Source organism: Microbispora cellulosiformans, from assembly GCF_008728085.1.
GTDB classification, from domain to species: Bacteria; Actinomycetota; Actinomycetes; order Streptosporangiales; family Streptosporangiaceae; genus Microbispora; species Microbispora amethystogenes.
The window spans coordinates 25322-44859 of record NZ_VYTZ01000019.1 but is presented as its reverse complement, the minus strand read 5'-3'; the positions used below and the strand labels follow the sequence as shown (position 1 = coordinate 44859).

Below are 19538 nucleotides of genomic sequence, written 5' to 3'. Positions count from 1 at the left end.
TGTGGGATACGTGATCGCGACGGGAGCGGACCGGCTTCCGGAACCCGCGGCGAGGGCGGAGAGGTGACGATGGAGGCGCGTACGACCGGCGCCCGGCGCGGTGTCGAGGTGACGCTCAGGGGACTGACCAAGCGGTTCGGTCAGGGAGACGGCCGGATCGTCGCCGCCGACGACGTGTCGCTGCACGTCCCGGCGGGGCAGCGGGTCGCCGTGGTGGGCGCTTCGGGCTCCGGCAAGTCCACCCTGCTCCACCTGATCGGCGGCATGGAACGGGTGGACGGCGGCACGATCACGGTCGGGGACCGGGAGGTGACCGCGCTCGGCCGCCGTGAGCTGTCGGTCTACCGCCGCAGCGTCGGCTTCGTCTTCCAGCGGTTCCACCTGCTGCCCGCGCTCACCGTCCTGGACAACGTCCTCGCCCCGGTGCTGCCCCGCCGGGTGGACTTCGACCGTACGGAACGGGGCAGGCAGTTACTCGCCGCCGTGGGCCTGCTGGACCGGGCGCACGCCGTGCCGTCGCAGCTGTCCGGCGGGCAGCAGCAGCGGGTCGCGGTCGCGCGTGCGCTGATCGGCGAGCCTCGGCTGATCCTGGCCGACGAGCCCACGGGCAACCTCGACTCGGCCACCGGCCGGGAGGTGATGGAGCTGGTCGATCGCCTGGTCGCCGAGCAGGGGCTGACCCTGCTGGTCGCCACCCACGACGACGGGGTGGCCGCGCACTGCGATCGGATCATCCGCATCCGGGACGGCCGGATCGTCGACGACACCACGCGCTGACGGCTCGGAGGCTCGACGCCGGAGTGCGTCGCCTGTCCTGTTCGGGGCGCGAGGCCAGCGTAGGCCGCTCAGAAATCGTTGGCAGGCTTGTCGTACATGCCCATGCCCACGGACTCTGCCGTCAGTTCGTCCAGCAGTCGGTGCCGCTCACCGCGTCGCTTCTCTTTGTACGCCAGGACGGACGTCTAACCACCGCGGAGCGGTATCGCCATGATCAGGGCTTGCGTGCGGCTCCGTCGGTGCTGGACGACCGGGAGGGGGAGACCGGGCGGCCAGGGAGGTGGGCTGCGGTCTGGAGTATGCGGCCCCGCCGGGGCTACCGTCGGCACCGGTTGACGAACGCTTCCGGCGGAAAGGACAGTCATGGCGGGCCGTACCCTTCTGGACGAGTTGTACGAGGCCGAGCGGCGGTTGCAGAACGCCCAGCTCAACGGTGACGTGGAGGAGCTCGACCGGCTGCTCGACGAGCGGCTCGTCTTCACCGGGCCTCCCGACGGGCGGCTGTATCCCGAGGCCAAGGAGCTCGACCTGCACAACCACCGCTCGCGCACCCAGGTCATGAAGAAGGTCGTGCAGGAGGACCTCACCGTCCTCGTCTCGGGGACGACCGGGGTGACCTGCTTCCTCGGCACGCTGGAGGGCGAGTTCGCGGGCGTGCCGTTCGGCGGCCGGTTGCGCTACACGCGCACCTGGGTGCACACCGACGAGCACGGCTGGCGCATCCTGGCGGCCCACGCCAGCGAGGCGTGAGCCCACCCGCTCCCGCGGAGCAGCGTCACGAGGCCCTTTCCGTTCGAGCGGAAGGGCCTCGTGCATCTGTAAGCAGCGGATGCGGGGGGCCGGGCGTTCACTCTGCATGAACCTTGAATCCCCGCGGTTGACGGCGCCCGCGCCACCGGCACCGCCTCCCGAGGCCGATCTGGTCGCCCTGTACCGGGAGCACCGGGTCAGCCTGGTGCGGCTCGCGGTGCTGCTCGTGGGCGATCTGGAGACGGCCGAGGATGTGGTGCAGGACGTATTCGCCCGGCTGCACGGCCGAGGGACGTCGTGCGTCACGCTCGCCTATCTCCGCACCTGCGTGCTGAACGGCTCCCGTTCGGTGCTGCGCCGCCGTGCGGTCATGCTGCGCCGTACGCAGCGGAGCTCTGACCTGGCCGACTCAGCGGAGACCGCCGCACTCCTCGGGGAGTCGCGCAGAGAGGTGCTGCTGGCGCTGGCGCGGCTGCCCCGACGGCAGCGGGAGGCGCTCGTCCTGCGCTACTACCTCGACCTGGCCGAGCCCGAGATCGCCCAGGTCATGCGCATCGGGCAGAGCACCGTCAGGTCCACCACCGCCCGAGCCCTGGCCAGGCTCCTTCGCGAACTGGGAGAGGACGCATGAGCACCATCGAGGATCGGCTCCGTGACGCCATGGCGGCCCGCGCGCGTACGGTGCCGGACGACGGCCTCGACCACGCGCTGCCCACGCCACGCCGCACCCGGCCGCGCGGCCTCGCGATCGCCGCCGCGGCACTCGCGGTGGCCGGCACCATCGTGGGCGTGGCACGGCTCGCGGAGCCGTCTCCGGCCCCCCGGGAGGCCGGCGTCGCCGTGACGCCGCCGAGCGGCGGCGCGGCCTCGTCCGGCATGGCCGAGATCTCTGTGTTCCTCTGTACGGATCACTCCCCCTTCCCGCGCTGCAGGGGCGGCGCGGTCACCGCCTGGGAGCGGGAGAACATCAGCCGAACGCTCCGGGCCCGCCGCGACGTGACGGTCGTGACGTTCGAGGACCGGCGGACGGCGTTCGAGAACTTCCGCAGAAGCGAGCCGAACCCCAGGCTGCTGAAGGCGGTCAGGGTCGAGGACATGCCGGAGTCCTTCCGCCTGAAACTCGTCCCCGGCGCCGATCGCACGGCTGTGGCCAGGGCGGCGAGCGATCTGTCCGGGGTGTCCAACGTCGTCGACGAAGGGTGCCTGTGGGACAACCCGACCCGGCCGGCGGAAGCCCGGACAGAGTGCCGCTTCCAAGACGGTGGACGTTGAGCCGGTACGGACAGGTGGAAGGGCACGGGCGGCAATGGCCCGTGCCCTTCGTTCGCCCGGCCGGTGACGCGCCGGGCTCATCTCTCACTCACTAGCAGTCGTCGCTGGACGAGCTGGAGCCGAGCGACGGCCGGTAGGCGATCTGCCGGCTCTCGGTGACGTAGCGCGTCTCCGCGATCGGGCGCTGGAAGCTCTCCATGCGCGTGTAGCTGACCGGACGGCTCTCGCTGACCATGTGCGTGGTGGTCACCGGGTGACTCTCCGGCACCATCCGGGTGTAGCTGACCGGACGGCTCTCGGTGACGAACCGCGTCTCGGTGATCGGCCGCTGGAAGCTGACCTGCCTGGTCACCGGGCGGCTCTCGGTGACGTACCGCGTCTCGGTGATCGGGCGCTGGTAGGTCTGCTGCTCGGTTATCGCCTTCTTCTCGGTGACGTAGTGCACGACCGGCCGCTGGTAGCTGACGTACCGGGTGACCGGGCGGCTTTCGGTGACGAACCGCGTCTGCTTGATCGGCCGCTGGTAGGACACGTACTGCGTGACCGGGCGGCTCTCGGTGACGAACCGCGTCTCGGTGATCGGCCGCTGGAAGCTGACCTGGCGCGTCTCCGTGACCGGGCGCATCCGCGTGACCATGTGCGTCTCGGACACCGGACGCTGGAAGGTGACCTGCCGCGTGTAGGTGACCGGACGGCTCTCGGTCACCATCCGCATCTGGGTGACCGGCCGCTGGTAGGTGATCGTCCGGTAGCTGAGCGGACGGCTGTAGGAGGCCTCGCGCATCGAGGAACTCCTGAGCGACGGACTGCTGAGGGACGACTCACTCAGCGAGGACTCCTGCAGTGAGGACTCCCTCAGCGAGGACCGGAGCGAGGGCCGCGAGTAGAGGGCGAGATTGCTCGCCTCGCCGGACTCGGACTCCTCGGCTTCCTCGGACTCCTCGCTCGAACCGCTTGAACTGCTCGATCCGCTTTCCAGGGCGCTTTCGCTCTCCCGCCCGTACCCGCTCTCTTCGTACGCGCGTACGCTCTGCTGCGCCGCCTCCTCCGACTCCTCGCCGAGGTAGCCCGGCTCCTCGGCCCGCGGCACGCTCAGCGCGGCGGCGGCCAGGTGGCCGGACGGGTGGATGGACGGGTGGACGGTGGAGGCCGATGCGATGGCCGGCCAGAGCGATACCGCGGTAAGGACTGCCGGACCCAGCAGTAATGAGAATCGAGTGCCGTGCATAGAGATACTCCTCTCCGATCAGCGATCGGGTTGCATCTCAATCCTTGGCACCCCAGCCAGAGCCCGTCCAGGCGAATTGACCCCTCCCGCGCCGTTCCCGGCGGAATTCCGTATGACTTGATGGGCATCCGTGCCATTGAACGGCGGGATGACCGGCCCGCGTTTTGCCCCGCCCTGCCTGAGACGATGCGTTCGGCGTTTCCGGCACTATTACGTTTTCGGTGTTGCGAGTTTTCCCACCTCACCTGTCAGCGGCGGGCGATGACGGCGTAGCGCTCGTCGTGGATCGGTTTGCCCCAGAGCACGGGATCGGTCAGCGGCTCCGCCCGCACGCTCGCGGCGTACGGCCGGAGCACGTCCAGGAGCGGCCCGGCGCTCACTCCGCCGAGCCACGGCAGCGCGTGGGCTCCGGCGACGTACGGCGGGCCGTCGTCGGAGGCCTGCCAGTTGCCCTCGATCAGGATCAGCCGCCCGTGCGGGCGCAGCAGGCCCATCCAGGTGCGGAGCGCGCGTTCCGGCGCGGGCAGGGTCCACATCAGATGCCGGGCCAGGATCACGTCGAAGGAGGCGCCGGCGGCGGCGGGAGGGGCGCTCGCGTCCCCGACGAGGACGGTCACCGCGAAGCCCGCCGAGGCGAGTTTGCGGCGGGCCGCCTCGGCCATCCTCGGCGAGAGGTCGAGCCCCACGGGCCGGTGTCCCTGCTCGGCCAGCAGCAGCGTCAGGGAGCCGGTGCCGCAGCCCAGATCGAGGACGTCGGACGGGGGCCGCGGCATCCAGGAGCGCAGCCGGCCCGCCCAGGCGGCGCGGACCCGGAGGTCGCGAAGCCCATGATCGGCTTCGTCGTCGAAGGTGTCCGCCGCCGCGTCCCAGTACGAGGAGATCGACTCGGAATCCGGTTCAGGCATGAGCGCATCGTGGCACCCGCCACCGACAATTCCCATCGGACGGCCGGCGCTCCCGGAACACGCCAGGACCCCGGCAGGAGGATCTCCTGCCGGGGTCCCGCACGTGTGGTGCCGGTGCCGGGTCGCCTCTCGGCGAAAGGCACAACGCGGCTCCAGCCGAACGGTAGTCCGCGAAGGCAAATTAGGTGAGGCCCGGGGACACCTGCACACCGGCCACGCTTCATCAAACCACGAGCCGGGGCCCGTTGTTCCCGGCCGCGCCGTCTTTTTCCCGGACGTTCTCCCGGAGGACGCGGAGGAAGAGGGCCTGCTCCGGAAAAAAAGGGTTGCCGACCAGGGGATGCTGCGCGACCCTCTGCTCCGTGCGACGAGTGACTCTGGCCGGGCCGGACGGTTCCCCGGCGATCAGTTACACCGAGGGCGAGAGATACGGCCTGCCGTGCGCCGACCAGGTGGAGGCGCTGAGCCCGGACGCGGCCGGCGTCATCCTGGAGAAGCTGCCCGGATGGGCCGTGGCGGGGCCGCCCGATCTCGGCCGGGAACTGCTCGCCCACGGCGCCCGCCTGAGGCGGCACGCCCACCAGATGACCTGCGACCTGCGTACGGCGCCGCCGGCGGACGCGGCCGCGCCCGAGGGCTTCCGGTTCGTCCCCTGTGACCGCGCGCCCGAGGACGTTTTCCCGGCCTGGCGCGCGGCGTATCCGCCGGGCCACGTGGACCACCGGCCGCGGGACGGGGCCACCGGGCTGCGCGAGGAGCTCGCCCCGCTGCTCGCGGGGGAGATACTCGGCGAGCTCCTGCCCTGCAGCGTCCTGGCCGTGGACGAGGGTGACACGGTGGCCGGAGGGGTCCTGGTCAACCGCTTCGGCGACCTGGCCTGGGTGACCGAGGTCTTCCGGCACCCCGGTCGTACGCCGGCCGGCCTCGGCGCCCGGATGCTGGGCGCGGTCCGCGAGAGGGCGTACGCCACGGGGTGGGACCGGCTGGGCCTGGCCGTGACCGAGGGGAACCCGGCCAGGCGCGTGTACGAGCGGCTGGGCTTCACCCTGGTCCACAGCTCGATGACCGTCGTGATCCCCGGCGTCGCGGCGACGTGACGAAGCGCCCCGCCGGATCGTCAGGCGCTTCGGGGGAAGGGCGGCACGGCGGATCTCAGGTGGGAATTCTCCGGCGGCCGTATGCCGGCGTCGTCCGGTTACGTGCGAAATACGCTCACCTGGTGTCTCCGCGGGGCCGCCGTCACAGGGACGTGACGAACTCCTTGAGTTCCCGCTCGTAGCGGGCCGGGTCGGCGTTCCACGATCCGGTGTGCCCGCCCCCGGCGGTCCGTACGAGCCTGACGATGTCGGGCCGGGCCTCGGCGAGGCGCAGCGCCGGGCCGGGCGGCACCGTCGCGTCGTCGTCGTCCACGAACACCAGGGTCGGGACCCTGAACTCCCGGGCGTGGCGCAGGTGGTCCACGTCGTCGAACGACAGGCCGGTACGCCGCTCGACCACCCACTCGCCCACCGTCACGAGGAAGCCCGGGACGCCCATCTGCTCGGCTCCGAGGGCGATGGGCGACCGCCAGTCGACGACCGGGCTGTCGAGGATCATCGCCTTGACCGGCTCGCCGGGAAGTTTCCGTACGGTCATCGGCACGATGCCGCCGCCCATCGACCAGCCGTACAGCACGATCCCGGTCGCGCCCTGCCCCCGGGCGTAGGTGATCGCCGCGGCCACGTCGCGCCACTCGGTGGCGCCGAGGTGGAGCTTGCCGTCCGGGCTCGCCGGGGCGCCCTCGTCGTTGCGGTAGGTGATGCCCAGCACCGGCATCCCCAGGCTGTGGAAAACCGGGAGCACGCGCAGCGCCTCCCCGGGGCCGCCGTTGCGCCCGTGCACCGCGATCACCCAGGTCCGCGAGACGCCCTCGGTGCGCCAGCCGGGGAGACCGCCGAGCGGCGAGGGGATCGTCACGTCCGTGTACGGCACGCCCGCGGCGGCCGGGGTCGCGTGCCCCCACAGCCATCGGTCGAGGTAGGCGCGCACCCCCGGGCGCAGTTCGCCGCGGACGACCCGGGTGACCTTCCTGGTCACCGTGCCGGCCCCGGCCGCGGTCGTCGGTCCCAGCAGCGCGTTGCCGTCCGCCCAGGTCAGGCCGTACGTTCCGGGGGAGGCCGTGTCGGCGCCACCCTTGATCGTGACCTCGTCCCCGTGGACGGCCGTGACCTCCAGGGGATAGCCGGCCTCGTGCACCGGGTCGATCACGAGACCGGAGTAGTACCAGCCGGCACCGCCGACGGCCGCCAGGCCGAGCACCACGACGACGGCGAGCGTCCACAGGAGGCGGCGCAGCCAGCGGGATCTGCTGTGCATGCCCAGAATCTACTGGGCGGTTTCCACATTTTTAAGCGCGGATGACGCCTTTTGTTCGCATGAGGAACTCGCCGAGATAGGCATCGTGCGGCACCCACTGCGGCATCCAGAACGTGGGGGCGTCGCCCAGGTAGACGTTCCTGATCGACGGGTCGTCCACCAGGCGGTCGACCAGGTCGTCGTCCCGCGTCATGGCGGTCAGCACCAGCGTGTTCCTGAGCGGCCCGACACCGTCGTCCGGGCTCCAGGGCGCGAACCACACGCACGGGAACGACAGCTCGATGCCCGTCTGCGGCGCGTCGGGCCGGTCCACCAGGAAGACCGCCGGGCGCAGCACCCCGCTGCCGTCGCCGAGGTCGTGCACGATCCCGTCGCCGCCGAGCAGCGGCGTCGCGCCGTCCACGTGGTCGAGCAGGTATTTCTCGACGGCCCGCGCGTCCGCGACCGGCTGGACGGGCAGCACCGCGGCGTCGTCCTCCGGCGGCAGGCTCGGGATCGCGGCCAGCCGCTCCGCGACGGCCGCGGCGACGGGCGCGGGATCGCCGGCGACGAAGACGGCGGTGGTGTTCACGCAGGCCGTCCCGCCGAACGCGCTGACCGACTCGACGATCGTGCCGAGATGACGCTCCCAGTCGTCCTCGGTGAGCAGGATCTTCGACCGTCCCGGGCCCTGCGGCAGCACCCGCACGTCGTCGCCGTACTTGTTCACGACCTCCTCGCCGCCGTACACCATCGCGAGGTCCGCGTCCTTGATGATGTCGTCGGCCACGCTGTAGTCGGTCGGCAGGAGCACGACCTGGTCCTCGCCGAAGCCCGACTCGCGCAGCGCCGTGATCAGGCGGTGCGGGGTGAACGGCTCGCGCCGGGACGGGCGCACAGCGACCCGGTAGCCCATCGCCAGGGCCTCCAGCCACAGGGTGTGCACACCCGGATGGTTGCCCGCGGCGTGCACCGCGAAGACGTCGCCGCGCCGGGTCCAGACCGCCTGCCCGGTGCGGGTGAGCGGGTCGCGCCAGTCGTCCACCGCGCCCTCGGGCCGGGCGTACCGGGTCGTGCGGTACGCCTCGCCCGCCCGGTGCGCGATGCCGGACGCCGCCGAGCGGACCACGGTGATCGGCATTCCGGAGACGCGGCTGACGATGTGCCGGTACTCCTCCGCGCCGAGGCCGCCGACGACGCCGGTCTCGAACAGCCGTCCCGCGCGGGTGAGGGCCGCCGCCCGCTCGTCGGCCGGCATGGTCCGCGCCCGGCGCAGGGCCGCCATCGTCCGCTGCACGAACAGGCGCGGCACCAGGCTCAGCTCCGCGATCAGCAGTCCGCCCAGCTCGCGGATGGGCAGCCGGCTCCGGCTGCGGTACGGCCCGCCCGAGCCGAGGGCGTCGAGCTGGATGGGCTCGTCCATCAGTACACCCCCTCGATGACCGGCTCGTCCTCGAACGTGGGGAGCGGCCCGACGTCGGCCACGGAGTCGCCCGTCTGGCCCGGCGGCGCGGCCACGCGGGTGGCCAGGTCACGCTCCAGGTTGTTGGGCAGCAAGAAGCTCTTGCTGACGTGGTGCATCACGACCTGGCCGCGGTCGCCGATCCGCACGCTCTCCCCGGTCCGCGGGTCCACCACCTCGAAGGCGATGTACGGCGAGAAGGAGTCGAAGACGATCACGTCCTGCTCCGGCGGGACGGCCCGCTCGGGCAGCCCGCCCAGGATCATCGTGCTGCCGTACATGCCGTACAGCCTCACGCCCGGGAAGACCTCCGTACGGAGCAGGTAGTGGGTGTCGGGATCCATGTGCGCGCCACCCCAGCTGATCACGGAGACCTTCTCGTTGACCAGGCTGACCAGCGCGTCCCTGCGCGCCAGCCGGGTCAGCAGCGGAGGGGTGGTCACCATGACCCGCACGTCCTGGGTCCGGAGGAGGTGGGCGCTCTGGTCGATCAGATGCTCGGCGTACCGTTCCGCCTCCTCGGCGCGGCCCTCGGCGATGCTCCTCTTCACCCATCGCGGGTCCATGTCGACGGCGAGCCGGATGCCGCCGCGCCGCTCGGCCTGCCGGCGGACCAGTTCCCCGTAGATGTGCGGCCCGGTCGGCCCGAGCGACAGCCAGTTGCCGCTCTCGGGGTAGCCCCTGGCCTCCAGGTCCTGTTCGAGCCGGAGCAGCAGCCGGTCGAGCCAGTCGCGCAGGACGACGACCCGCTTGGGCGGCCCGGTGGTGCCGCCGCTCTCGTACACGCCGACCACCGCCGCGTCCGGGCCGTACCCCCGGGGAATGAGGTCCTCCACCCGGACCTCGCGCAGTTCGTTGGCGACGTTGGGGAACCGCCGCAGGTCCTCGAAGGAGCGCACGTCCGCACGCGGGTCGAAGTCGAGCGTCTTCGCCCGTTCCAGCCAGAACGGCGAGCCGGTCTCGGGGCTGAAATGCCAGCGCATGGCGGCCTCGACGAACTCCCGGCCGTCCGGGACCTGGTCGATCGGGCAGTCGAGGATGGGATCGGTGCGCGGTGACATATCCGCCCCTTTGACGTGGCAATCCCGTGAAATGTCAGGCTATTTCCGGCTGATGCGCCGTCGAGTCAAGGCGTTTCGCGGTCAAGGAAAAGAATGCGCCCCGTCCTTCCGCCACGCCACCGCGTGCCACGGTCGGGGACTCGGCGCGAGGCCGCATCCGGTCTGTGAGCCTCCGGCCAAGTCGTCACCTGACGCGGCTTTCGCGGGCAAGGATGTCAATCCGCCGCCCAGAGGCAACCGGATCGGTGGGACACGCATGGAAGAGGCATGCAGTCTGAGATCAGGAGTGTGATGGAGGAACCGCCACCGGAGCTCCATGCGGGGGCCGCTCCGGCTGACGTCCTCATCACCGATTTGTTCATGACCCATCGTCTCGGCCTCGTCCGCTTCGCCTTTCTGCTGGTGGGGGACCAGGAAACGGCCGAGGACATCGTGCAGGACGCCTTCGCCGCGGTTCACCGCCGGTGGAGCCGATTGACCGACCACGGGCGGGTGCTGCCCTATCTGCGGACGGCCGTGCTCAACGGTTGCCGGATGGTCCACCGGCGCCGGGTGATCATCCGGCGTTTCGGTGGTGATCGGAAAGTGCCGTTCTGGTCGGCGGAGGCCGAGGCATTGCTGGGGGAGACCCGACGCGAGGTGTTTCTGGCCGTTCGCGCACTGCCGCGCCGCCAGCGTGAGGCGGTGGTGCTGCGCTACTACCTCGACCTGTCGGAGGGGGACATCGCCGAGGTCATGGGGGTCAGCCGTGGAACGGTGAAGTCGACCACGTCCCGGGCTCTCAAGACGCTCGCCGCGAAACTGGAGGAGGACCGATGACCTCGCGAACCGAAATCCGGCTCCGGGACGCCTTCACCGCCGGCGCCGAACTGGTGGGCGCCGAGACCCTGCGCCCCGCCGGCCAGGCGGTACGGCCGAAGGACTCTCGTCGCCTTCGCGGATCTCTTCGCGTGGCACCGCTGCTGGCCGCTCTGGCCGTTGTCGTGGTGAGCGTCGGCGTCACGGCTGCATTGCGTGGTTCGGTTCCGGTGCGGCCGGCGATGGAAGATTCGTCCGGCCCTCGCTTCCTCCTGGCCGCCGGAAACGACGGGTTGACGGTCCATGACGCTCGTAGCGGTGAGATCACCGACCGGGTCGTGATGCCTCGATCTCCGAAGGGAATCACCCGGGAGCCCGGCGGATATCTGCTCGCCGGAACCGGAGAGGGCACGACTTTCTACGTCGCCCAGAGCGTGCAGGCCCGTCAGGCGACGGTGAGCACCACGTGGTTCTACCGGATACGGATCAACGAGCGGGGGAAGGTCGCCGAACTGGCACGCGATGTGATCCCCCCTGTGACCGGTACCCCCGCGTCCTCCCTCGCAGTCACGGACGACGGCACCCGACTCGCCTACAGCGTCGACGGCACGGTGTGCGGCAAGGACGAGACGCTGCGCTTCTGCCCTGGCGCTCGGCTTACGGTTGTCGATCTGCCCGCCGGGACGACGCGTACCTGGACGACGAACGCCGCCGGAAACCTCTGGAGCCTGTCGTGGGCGGCCGACCGCCGCACCCTGGGCTTCGTGGTCATGTCGCAGGCCAGGGTCCTCGACACGACCGCCGCCGGCGAGACGCTCGGAGCCGGTCGGACCGTGGTCCAGGGCATGGATGTCCCGGCGGGCGCGGCGATCAGCCCGGACGGTCACAGGATGCTCGTCGGCCGCAGGTATGTCTCCGATGGCCGGAGACCGCACCGCTACACGATCGAGGAGTACTCCGTCGCGGACGGCCGGAAGATCCGCACGTTGTTCAGCGCGGAACACCCCGGCGAGAGCATCCCCTGGTGGAACCTCATCCGCTACGACGCCACCGGGCGCCACCTGCTCATCATGGGGAACCTTTACCCGCTGAGCAGGCTGGACGATGGTCATGTGACCGTCCTCGTCCGCCCGGAGCCCCTGGACTCGGGCTTCCCGGATGCCTTGCCGCAGGAGATGTCGGCGGCCTGGTGACGATGGTCCGTCCGCAGTCCTGATCTCCTGGACGTGTACCGCGTGGACGCCCAGCCGCACCGGAAAACGAGGATGCCCGCGGGCGAAACCGGCATGTACCCTGCGCGAGGACTTGGAAAGAGGGAAGCGCAGTGGGACACGTTGAGGTCGGGCATCTGACGCATGTCCTGCCGGACGGCAGGATGCTCCTGAACGACGTCTCGTTCCGGGTCGGGGAGGGTGTCAAGGCCGCCCTGGTAGGTCCGAACGGCGCGGGCAAGACCACCCTGCTCCGGATGATCGCGGGAGACCTCCAGCCGGTCGAGGGCACGGTCTCCCATTCGGGCGGCCTCGGGGTGATGCGGCAGTTCGTCGGCAACATCCGGGACGGCAGCACGGTCCAGGACCTGCTGCTCAGCGTCGCGCCGGAACGCGTCCGGACGGCGGCGGAGCGCCTCCACGCCGCCGAGCTCGTGATGATGGAGCGGGACGACGAGAAGGCCCAGATGCGGTACGCCCAGGCGATCACCGACTACGGCGACGCCGGGGGCTACGACATCGAGGTCCTGTGGGACGCCTGCGCGATGGCCGCGCTCGGAGCGCCGTACGACAGGGTGAAGTACCGCGAGGTGGGCACGCTGTCCGGCGGCGAGCAGAAGCGGCTGGTCCTGGAGGCCCTGCTGCGCGGCCCTGACCAGGTGCTGCTGCTCGACGAGCCCGACAACTACCTCGACGTGCCCGGCAAGGTCTGGCTGGAAGGGGCGCTGCGCGAGACGCCCAAGACCGTGCTGCTGGTCTCCCACGACCGCCAGCTTCTCGCCAACGCCGCCGACCGGATCGTCACGGTCGAGTCGGGCAACGTCTGGATCCACGGCGGCGGCTTCAAGACGTACGCGCAGGCCCGCAGGGAGCGGAACGAGCGGCTCGACGAGCTGCGCCGGCGCTGGGACGAGGAGCACGCCAAGCTCAGGCGTCTGGTGGTCATGCTCAAGCAGAAGGCCACCTACAACGACGGCATGGCCCCGGCCTATCACGCGGCGCAGACGCGGCTGCGCCGGTTCGAGGAGGCCGGGCCGCCGGAGCTCGCGCCCAAGGACCAGCTCATCAGCATGCGCCTGCGCGGCGGCCGTACGGGCAAGCGGGCGGTGATCTGCGAGGGCCTGGAGCTGACCGGCCTGATGAAGCCGTTCGACCTGGAGGTCTGGTACGGCGAGCGGGTGGCCGTGCTCGGCTCGAACGGCTCGGGCAAGTCGCACTTCCTCCGGCTGCTGGCCGGCGAGGAGGTCCGCCACGCCGGGGTGGTCAGACTCGGCGCGCGGGTCGTGCCCGGCCACTTCGCGCAGACCCACGCCCGCCCCGAACTGCTCGGCCGTACGCCCTGCGAGATCGTCATGATCGAGCACGCCCGGCTGAAGAACGAGGCGATGAAGGCGCTGGCCCGCTACGAGCTGGCCGGGCGGATCGCCGAGCAGCGGTTCGAGACGCTCTCGGGCGGCCAGCAGGCGCGGCTGCAGATCCTGCTGCTCGAACTCTCGGGCGCCACGCTGCTGCTGCTCGACGAGCCCACCGACAACCTCGACCTGGCCAGCGCCGAGGCCCTGCAGCAGGGCCTCGACGCCTTCGACGGCACCGTGCTCGCCGTGACCCACGACCGCTGGTTCGCCGCCGACTTCGACCGCTACCTGGTCTTCGGCTCCGACGGGCGGGTGTACGAGTCTCCCGAGCCGGTATGGGACGAGACGCGGGTGGTCCGCCCGCGTTGAGCGGCCGGTAAAGATACCGGCGGGGGCGCGCGTGTCCTGGAGGGATCGTCCCATTCAGTGGTTATGACGGCTGAGTGACGCGACGTTGCCGCATAACCGCCGCCCTCGCCCTCGCCGCACTGGCGACGGCGTCGTGCGCGAGCAAGCACAAGCAGGAGGGCCCCATGCCGCTGGCCCTCAAGGAGCAGGTGTCCTCCGTCGTCCGCTCCGGGGCCGGGTACGCGGTGACCTGGGCGGGGGTGCTGAGCAACCCCAACCGCGGGCATTTCGGGGAGAACGCCGTCGCGGTGGTCACGGCCGTCGACGCGGCGGGCAAGGAGGTCGTCCACCTGGAACAACCGCTGAACGCCGCGCCGCCGGGCCGCCCGCTGGCGTTCGGCGGCCAGGTGCCGACCGGGGGGCAGCCGGTCCGCGTGAAGATCGACTACCGGCCCGCCTCGTGGCGGGCCGCGTCGCGGCCCCCGTCGGCGTTCCTCAGGTTCCCGATCTCCGACGTGCTCACCGAGAAGCAGCCGAACGGCTCCTACCTCGTCACGGGCTACGTGCTGGACCCGTTCCGCAAGCCCGCGGGCGCCCTCGCCGTGACGGCCCTGCTGCGCGACGACGCGGGCAAGCTGGTCGCGGGGGCCACGTCGTACGTGGACGACGTGCGGCCGGGCACGAAGCGGAGGTTCGTCATCACGGTCGACGGCGTCCGCGGGGCCGTCAGCGCGACCGACGTGTACGCCAACACCTGGGGCTCCACCGCCCGGGCGTACGAGGATCTGGCGCGGGCCGGGGCGGTTCCGCTGCACACGACCCCGCCGACCACCGCGCCGTTCGCCAAGGATCGCGGCTATCCGCCGTACAACGATCGGCGCCAGTGAGCGGCCCACCGCCGATCACCGTAGGAGGGGCGGGTTACCGTAGCGGAATGGCCAGGATCGTGCTCTTCGGAGCCACCGGGTTCACCGGAAGACTCACCGCCGAGGCGCTCACCCGGCGCGGGGCCCGGCCGCTGCTGGCGGGCCGGGACCAGGCGCGGCTGACCGCCCTCGCCGACTCACTCGCCGGATCGCCTGGTGGTGACCTGCCGATCGCGGTGGCCGACGTCGGCCGCCCGGAGTCCGTACGGGCCCTCGTCGCGCCGGGCGACGTGCTGATCTCGACCGTCGGGCCGTTCACCCGGTGGGGTGAGGCCGCGGTGGCCGCCGCGACCGAGGCGGGCGCCGTCTACCTCGACAGCACGGGCGAGCCCACGTTCATCAAGCGGATCTTTCAGCGGTACGGCCCCGCCGCGGCGACCCGGGGCGCGGCCCTGGTCACCGCCTTCGGTTACGACTACGTGCCCGGCAACCTCGCCGCCGCCCTGGCCCTCCGCAAGGCGGGCGCGGACGCGGTCCGCGTCGACGTCGGCTACTTCGTGGGCGGCGACATGGCGCGCCGCGCGAGCGCCGGGACCCGCGCCTCGATGCTGGGGATGCTCCTGGAGCCGATGTACGGCTTCCGGGAGGGCCGCATCGTCCCCGAGCACGGCCGCACCCGGCGTTTCCTGGTGGACGGCCGGGTGCGGTACGGCCTGTCCATCGGCGCCACCGAGCACTTCACGCTGCCGCCCGCGCACCCCGGCCTGCGGGAGGTCAACGTCTATCTCGGCTGGCTGGGCGGGCTGACCAAGGCCGCGGGCGTGCTGGCCCGGGCGACCCCGGTGATCGCCGCCCTGCCCGGCGCCAGGAGGGTCACCGAGGCCCTGGCCGATCGGGTGCTCCGTACGGCCGGCGGAGGGACGGCCCCGGCGGCGGGTGCGTCCGGCGTGTCGTCCCGGATCGTCGCGGAGACCTACGACGCGCGGGGGCGCCGCCTGTCCGCCGTCCACCTGTCGGGCGGGGATCCGTACGAGTTCACGGCCGGCGTGCTCGCCTGGGCCGCGACCACGGCCCTCGCGGAGGGCGTGCGCGGCACCGGCGCCCTCGGCCCCGTCGACGCCTTCGGCCTGGACGCCCTCACCCGCGGATGCGCCGCCGCCGGTATGACCGTACGCGAACCCGCCTGACCCCTCCTATCGCCCGCGCCCGGGTTCGTCCGTCTCGAAGTGAAGGGCGGCGAGATGGTCCTGTAGGTCGGCATGGCGGAACTGGTAGACGGGGCCGACCGTGCGCAGCAGCCCCAAGCGGTGGGCATCGTCGAGAAACGCCATCAGCCTGCGGGGGACATGCCCCGCGCGGGCCAGTCGCCGAATGGTGATTCCGCCGGCCAACCACGCATGATGGTTTCCGAGCACGACCCCGGCGGCGAGCCCGACCACGAGCCCGACCACAAGCCCGAACTCGGGGCCGAACACGAGCCCGGACCCGAGCCCGAACACGAGCCCGGACACGAGCCCGAACGTTGATGTTCGTAAAAGGGTGAGAGTTTTGTCGGCGTTCCATATCGACTGGGGCGTGATCGCAATGGTTGTGGACGCGGGTTGTTCCGCCCATTCGAGGAGCCCGAACATGAGCCCAAACCCGAGCCCGGACCCGGGCCCGAACACGAGCCCGCCCGCGAGCCCGAACATGAGCCCGGAAACGAGCCCGGCCAAGGGCCCGGACACGAGCATCACGGGGAGGCTCTTCGCGATGTGTTTGATGAGGCTAGTTGATCTTCCGTGGAGTTGCAGATTGGCATAGCCAGGTGTGTCGTTGAATCACTGCTGTGTAACGTGCCCGACCACGAGCCCGACCACGAGCCCGCCCGTGAGCCCGAACATGAGCCCGCCCGTGAGCCCGGACCCGAGCCCGACCACGAGCCCGAACACCAGCCCGAACACCAGCCCGAACACCAGCCCGAACACGCGGGCGGTGCGTCGTTGCTGGGCGGGGGTGGAGGTCAGGTTGGCCAGGTGCCACCAGGCGAGATCGCGGGTGTCGTGTGCGGTCAGCTGGCGGGCGAGATAGGCCAGGTAGTGGCGGGCCTGGTCGGGGTCCCAGGCGTGGCGGGGGCGGAAGTGCTCGGCGGGGTCCCGGGTGGGGGGCCGGGCATGGATGGCGGCAGGGATCAGGTGGTCGAGCAGGTGGGCGCGCAGTCTGCCGGGCTCGTCGGCGAGAGGGCCGGTCAGTGGGGCGGGGTCGGTGGTGGGGGTGATGTAGACGGTGCGGATCAGCCACAGCCCGAGCGCGGTGGAGGGCACCTCGGCCAGGCCCGGCCGGTCGGCGTTCTCCAACGCCTCGATGACGGGGGTCCAGTCGTGGCGGGGGCGTGGCGGCAGGCACGTACGCACATAGCCGGCGGCGGCCTGCGGGGTGAGGGGGCGGGGAGCGATGACCGCGGCGGCGGTCAGCACGTCCCCGGCCTGGTCCAGGGCGGCGGCCAGTTCGCCGGTACGGCTGGTGAGGATGAACTGGTCACGATCGGCGAGAGAAGCGTTGAGCGCGGCGATCGCCGCGGCACGGGCGTCGCCGGGCAGTTCGTCCAGGCCGTCCAGGATGGGCAGGACGTGGCCGCGGTCGACCAGCGTTCTGGCCGCGTCAGGCCCGTAGGCGGTCAGGGCAGGGTAGTCCTGGGCCAGCCGGGTAGCCAGCCAGTCGTGCAGCCGCGGGTGGACGCTGGTGTCCCAGCCGGCGATGGTGAACAGCACCGGGACCGGTTCCTCGGGGCGATGATCGTCAGCCAGGTGCAGCAGTAGCTGCACCGCGAGTGTGGTCTTGCCGCTGCCCGGTCCGCCGGTGATGACCAGCCGGCGGCGGTGCAGCGCCCGGAAGCTCTCGACGAGCCGCAGCATCCGGTCGCTGGTGCCGGTGAAGGTCAGCGGCTGGTGGCCGATCAGGCGGGGGTGGTCCATCAGGCCCGGGTCGTCGGTCAGGTGCCAGGAGATGGGGATCGGTTCGGGGTCGCCCAGCGATCGGATCGTCGCCTCGGTGCGCCACTGCTCGGCGACCAGGCCGGTCAAGGTCGTCTTCGCGGTGGCGACGATCTCCTCACCCGCGGGTGGTGCGGGAGTGGCCCTGCGTCGGGCCCACAGGACCACCGGCGTCGCGAACGCCAGCGCGGCCAGGACGAGAGACCCGAGATCTGCCCGGTTGACCGGGTCGTCGGGGTCGAGGACATGCCCCACCATGCTCACCGCGACGGCCAGTGCGGCGACCACCGCCACGGCGACCAGGAGCGGCCACCACGATCTGCGCCCGTTCACCCACGCATCGTCTCCCGTCGGCACCGCTGTGCGGGCCGGTGAGCACAAATGGTGATCAGAAGGATGTTTCGGCTGTGCCACGCGGTGAGGACTGTCTGGGCGGAACCGTGATGACGGCGAGCGGCGGGGCGAAGACCGAGCCGGGTGGGGGCCGGTTGTTCCGGCAGGCGGACGGACGGAGGCAACGAGTTCGGCCGAATGGGTGGAGCGGGTAGTTACCAAGCATTTACTCTCCGTATATGAATGATGGCGTCCTGGTGGAGGCGTTGCGTGCCCGGGATCCGGGAGCGCTGGCCGCTCTCTACGACACCCACGCCGGAGGGCTCTACCGATACTGCAGGACGCTGCTGGCCGGGCCCGACGCCGCCCAGGTCGCCCTGCGCGACACGCTGATCGCCGCGGAGGCCCTCATCGGGTCGCTCGCCGATCCGGGCATGCTGCGTCCCTGGTTGTACGCCCTGGCCAGGGGCGAGTGCATGCGCCGCCGCACGCCCGGGGAGGAGGGCGGGCCGGAGCCCGGCCAGGCGCCGGTACCGACCGCGCCCTTCCCCCGCGCCGGGGGCGACGAGGCCGAGACCGACCTGCGCCTGGCCGCCGGCAGCGCCGTGGCCGCGCTGCCCGCGGAGGACCGCGAGGTGCTCGAACTGGTGGCCCGGCACGACATGGACACCGGCGACGTGGCCGCCGTGCTCGGGACCGGTGAGCGGCATGCCCGGGCCCTGCTCGACGCCGCCACCGAACGCCTGCGCGAGGCGGTGACGGTCGAGATCATCGCCCGGCGCCCCTCGCACGACTGTGAGCGGGCGGCGGCGATCCTCCGGGGCTTCTCCGGTGAGCTCACCCCGCAGGAGCGCGGGCAGCTCACCCGCCACCTCGCCCGCTGCGAGACCTGCGCGGGACACCGGGTCCGGCAGGTCTCCCCGGCCAAGGTGTTCTCCCTGCTGCCCCGGGTCGCCCTGCCCGAGACGCTGCGGGTGCGGGTGCTCAGCAGCTTCATCGACCCCGAGCTCGTGCCCTACCGGCGGTACGTCGCCAAGCGCGTCGGCGGGCTGACCGTCTCGGGCTTCCCCAGGGCCGGTGCCCGGCGCGAGGGGCGGCTCGCCCAGGCCGTGGCCGGCGCGGTGGCGGCGGTCGCGGCGGTGGCGACGATCGCGCTCGTGTTCGCCCAGTTCTCCGGTGACCTGCGTGAAGGGGCCGGCGACTCGATCGTGCGGCACCGGCCTCCGGCGGCCGAGGCCCCGGCGGCGACCGGTTCCGGCACGGCTGACACGGCCTCCCCCGGATCTTCGGACGACGACGACGCCGACAGCTCGTCCGAGCCTCCCGCCTCCGGGGACACGGCCGAGCCCGGCGGCTCCGTACGGGCGGCCGATCCGGTCGTCCTGCCCCGCCCGGCGCCCCTGCCCGCTCCCGTGACTCCGGCCACCGCCCGGCCCCCGCGTCACCACGAGCCGACGCGGAGCCCGGCGGCGCCGCCCACGACCAAGCCCACGACTCCGCCGACGACCAAGCCCACGACCGGGCCCTCCGGCTCCGCGTCGCCGCCGTCCGGCGAGACGCCCACGCCGCCGGATGACGACCCGGGCTCCGGCGGCCCCGGCGGCTCGGACGACCCCGGCGACGGCCCCGACGTCCCACCCGAAGGCCCGCCCACCGGCGGCCCGCCGAGGGGCGGGCCGCCACCGGCGCACTGGCCGGGGCGCCGCCCGCCCCATCGCGAGCACCAGCATCATCACGGAGGACGTCCCCACTATCCGTATCCGCACGCTCCCCGGGACTGCCCGCCCTCGCCCGGCGGCTCCACCTATCTCCCGGCTCCGCAAAAAGGGCGACCTACCACATAGGCCAATTACTGGACGTACCTTA

18 protein-coding genes are annotated in these 19538 nt (G+C 71.8%); 11 read left to right on the top strand and 7 right to left on the bottom strand.

The window, feature by feature from the left end; genetic code table 11:
* Nucleotides 1-69 precede the first annotated feature (69 nt).
* The 4 genes from F5972_RS33555 (at nt 70) to F5972_RS33540 (ending at nt 2799) form a co-directional block, all read left to right on the top strand.
* On the top strand, nt 70-777 hold the full coding sequence (locus F5972_RS33555) for an ABC transporter ATP-binding protein (RefSeq protein WP_150939628.1): 708 nt from the start codon (nt 70-72) through the stop codon (nt 775-777).
* Between the two features lie 363 nt (nt 778-1140).
* Nucleotides 1141-1527, top strand: coding sequence for a nuclear transport factor 2 family protein (locus tag F5972_RS33550; protein WP_150939626.1), 387 nt, complete (start codon nt 1141-1143; stop codon nt 1525-1527).
* A 106-nt stretch (nt 1528-1633) separates the two neighbouring features.
* Nucleotides 1634-2158 (top strand): sigma-70 family RNA polymerase sigma factor, encoded by a 525-nt coding sequence (locus F5972_RS33545; RefSeq protein ID WP_150939624.1) that lies wholly within the window; start codon nt 1634-1636, stop codon nt 2156-2158.
* Nucleotides 2155-2799: a permease-like cell division protein FtsX gene (locus F5972_RS33540; RefSeq protein ID WP_150939622.1), complete on the top strand. Its 645-nt coding sequence runs from the start codon at nt 2155-2157 to the stop codon at nt 2797-2799. Before F5972_RS33545 ends, F5972_RS33540 begins: the two co-directional genes overlap by 4 nt.
* Nucleotides 2800-2890: 91 nt before the next feature.
* On the opposite strand, the gene F5972_RS33535 is transcribed toward F5972_RS33540, so the two are convergent.
* On the bottom strand, nt 2891-4027 hold the full coding sequence (locus tag F5972_RS33535; RefSeq protein WP_150939620.1) for a hypothetical protein: 1137 nt from the start codon (nt 4025-4027) through the stop codon (nt 2891-2893).
* Between the two features lie 248 nt (nt 4028-4275).
* The gene (locus F5972_RS33530; protein WP_150939618.1) at nt 4276-4932 is read right to left on the bottom strand and encodes a class I SAM-dependent methyltransferase; all 657 of its coding nucleotides are present in this window, start codon (nt 4930-4932) and stop codon (nt 4276-4278) included.
* Between the two features lie 362 nt (nt 4933-5294).
* Between F5972_RS33530 and F5972_RS33525 the strand changes: the two genes are divergently transcribed.
* Nucleotides 5295-6029 (top strand): GNAT family N-acetyltransferase, encoded by a 735-nt coding sequence (locus F5972_RS33525; protein ID WP_150939616.1) that lies wholly within the window; start codon nt 5295-5297, stop codon nt 6027-6029.
* Between the two features lie 142 nt (nt 6030-6171).
* Here F5972_RS33525 and F5972_RS33520 read toward each other — a convergent pair whose 3' ends face one another.
* Genes F5972_RS33520 through F5972_RS33510 form a run of 3 tightly spaced genes read right to left on the bottom strand, consistent with a single transcriptional unit; the run spans nt 6172 to nt 9789 of the window.
* Nucleotides 6172-7287: an alpha/beta hydrolase family protein gene (locus tag F5972_RS33520; RefSeq protein WP_150939613.1), complete on the bottom strand. Its 1116-nt coding sequence runs from the start codon at nt 7285-7287 to the stop codon at nt 6172-6174.
* Nucleotides 7288-7318: 31 nt separating this feature from the next.
* Nucleotides 7319-8689 (bottom strand): aldehyde dehydrogenase family protein, encoded by a 1371-nt coding sequence (locus F5972_RS33515; protein ID WP_150939611.1) that lies wholly within the window; start codon nt 8687-8689, stop codon nt 7319-7321.
* A complete protein-coding gene (locus F5972_RS33510) occupies nt 8689-9789 on the bottom strand; it encodes an acyl-CoA synthetase family protein (RefSeq protein ID WP_150939608.1) in 1101 nt (366 codons plus the stop codon). Before F5972_RS33510 ends, F5972_RS33515 begins: the two co-directional genes overlap by 1 nt.
* Before the next feature lie 291 nt (nt 9790-10080).
* Here F5972_RS33510 and F5972_RS33505 point away from each other — a divergent pair, with 291 nt between their 5' ends.
* The 5 genes from F5972_RS33505 to F5972_RS33485 all read left to right on the top strand — a co-directional run bounded on the left by F5972_RS33505 (nt 10081) and on the right by F5972_RS33485 (nt 15554).
* Nucleotides 10081-10608: a SigE family RNA polymerase sigma factor gene (locus tag F5972_RS33505; protein WP_225312139.1), complete on the top strand. Its 528-nt coding sequence runs from the start codon at nt 10081-10083 to the stop codon at nt 10606-10608.
* Nucleotides 10605-11780 (top strand): hypothetical protein, encoded by a 1176-nt coding sequence (locus F5972_RS33500; RefSeq protein ID WP_150939606.1) that lies wholly within the window; start codon nt 10605-10607, stop codon nt 11778-11780. Before F5972_RS33505 ends, F5972_RS33500 begins: the two co-directional genes overlap by 4 nt.
* Nucleotides 11781-11911: 131 nt before the next feature.
* A complete protein-coding gene (locus F5972_RS33495; protein ID WP_150939604.1) occupies nt 11912-13522 on the top strand; it encodes an ABC-F family ATP-binding cassette domain-containing protein in 1611 nt (536 codons plus the stop codon).
* A gap of 74 nt (nt 13523-13596) precedes the next feature.
* Entirely contained in the window at nt 13597-14388 is a 792-nt protein-coding gene (locus tag F5972_RS33490; protein ID WP_150939602.1) for a hypothetical protein, read from the top strand.
* Between the two features lie 47 nt (nt 14389-14435).
* Nucleotides 14436-15554, top strand: coding sequence for a saccharopine dehydrogenase family protein (locus tag F5972_RS33485; protein ID WP_150939600.1), 1119 nt, complete (start codon nt 14436-14438; stop codon nt 15552-15554).
* Nucleotides 15555-15560: 6 nt separating this feature from the next.
* On the opposite strand, the gene F5972_RS33480 is transcribed toward F5972_RS33485, so the two are convergent.
* Nucleotides 15561-16103, bottom strand: a complete 543-nt coding sequence (locus F5972_RS33480) for a hypothetical protein (RefSeq protein WP_150939598.1) — start codon at nt 16101-16103, stop codon at nt 15561-15563.
* Between the two features lie 84 nt (nt 16104-16187).
* Nucleotides 16188-17672: an NACHT domain-containing protein gene (locus F5972_RS33475; protein ID WP_150939596.1), complete on the bottom strand. Its 1485-nt coding sequence runs from the start codon at nt 17670-17672 to the stop codon at nt 16188-16190.
* Nucleotides 17673-17911: 239 nt separating this feature from the next.
* Between F5972_RS33475 and F5972_RS33470 the strand changes: the two genes are divergently transcribed.
* The gene (locus F5972_RS33470) at nt 17912-19516 is read left to right on the top strand and encodes an RNA polymerase sigma factor (protein ID WP_150939594.1); all 1605 of its coding nucleotides are present in this window, start codon (nt 17912-17914) and stop codon (nt 19514-19516) included.
* Nucleotides 19517-19538 lie beyond the last annotated feature (22 nt).

Bases quoted from the DNA above. Each gene is read 5' to 3' on its own strand.
- F5972_RS33470 (WP_150939594.1), top strand. From the start codon at position 17,912: ATGAATGATGGCGTCCTGGTGGAGGCGTTGCGTGCCCGGGATCCGGGA.
- F5972_RS33485 (WP_150939600.1), top strand. From the start codon at position 14,436: ATGGCCAGGATCGTGCTCTTCGGAGCCACCGGGTTCACCGGAAGACTC.
- F5972_RS33510 (WP_150939608.1), bottom strand. From the start codon at position 9,789: ATGTCACCGCGCACCGATCCCATCCTCGACTGCCCGATCGACCAGGTC.
- F5972_RS33535 (WP_150939620.1), bottom strand. From the start codon at position 4,027: ATGCACGGCACTCGATTCTCATTACTGCTGGGTCCGGCAGTCCTTACC.
- F5972_RS33505 (WP_225312139.1), top strand. From the start codon at position 10,081: ATGGAGGAACCGCCACCGGAGCTCCATGCGGGGGCCGCTCCGGCTGAC.
- F5972_RS33555 (WP_150939628.1), top strand. From the start codon at position 70: ATGGAGGCGCGTACGACCGGCGCCCGGCGCGGTGTCGAGGTGACGCTC.
- F5972_RS33500 (WP_150939606.1), top strand. From the start codon at position 10,605: ATGACCTCGCGAACCGAAATCCGGCTCCGGGACGCCTTCACCGCCGGC.
- F5972_RS33515 (WP_150939611.1), bottom strand. From the start codon at position 8,689: ATGGACGAGCCCATCCAGCTCGACGCCCTCGGCTCGGGCGGGCCGTAC.
- F5972_RS33520 (WP_150939613.1), bottom strand. From the start codon at position 7,287: ATGCACAGCAGATCCCGCTGGCTGCGCCGCCTCCTGTGGACGCTCGCC.
- F5972_RS33540 (WP_150939622.1), top strand. From the start codon at position 2,155: ATGAGCACCATCGAGGATCGGCTCCGTGACGCCATGGCGGCCCGCGCG.
- F5972_RS33545 (WP_150939624.1), top strand. From the start codon at position 1,634: ATGAACCTTGAATCCCCGCGGTTGACGGCGCCCGCGCCACCGGCACCG.
- F5972_RS33550 (WP_150939626.1), top strand. From the start codon at position 1,141: ATGGCGGGCCGTACCCTTCTGGACGAGTTGTACGAGGCCGAGCGGCGG.
- F5972_RS33530 (WP_150939618.1), bottom strand. From the start codon at position 4,932: ATGCCTGAACCGGATTCCGAGTCGATCTCCTCGTACTGGGACGCGGCG.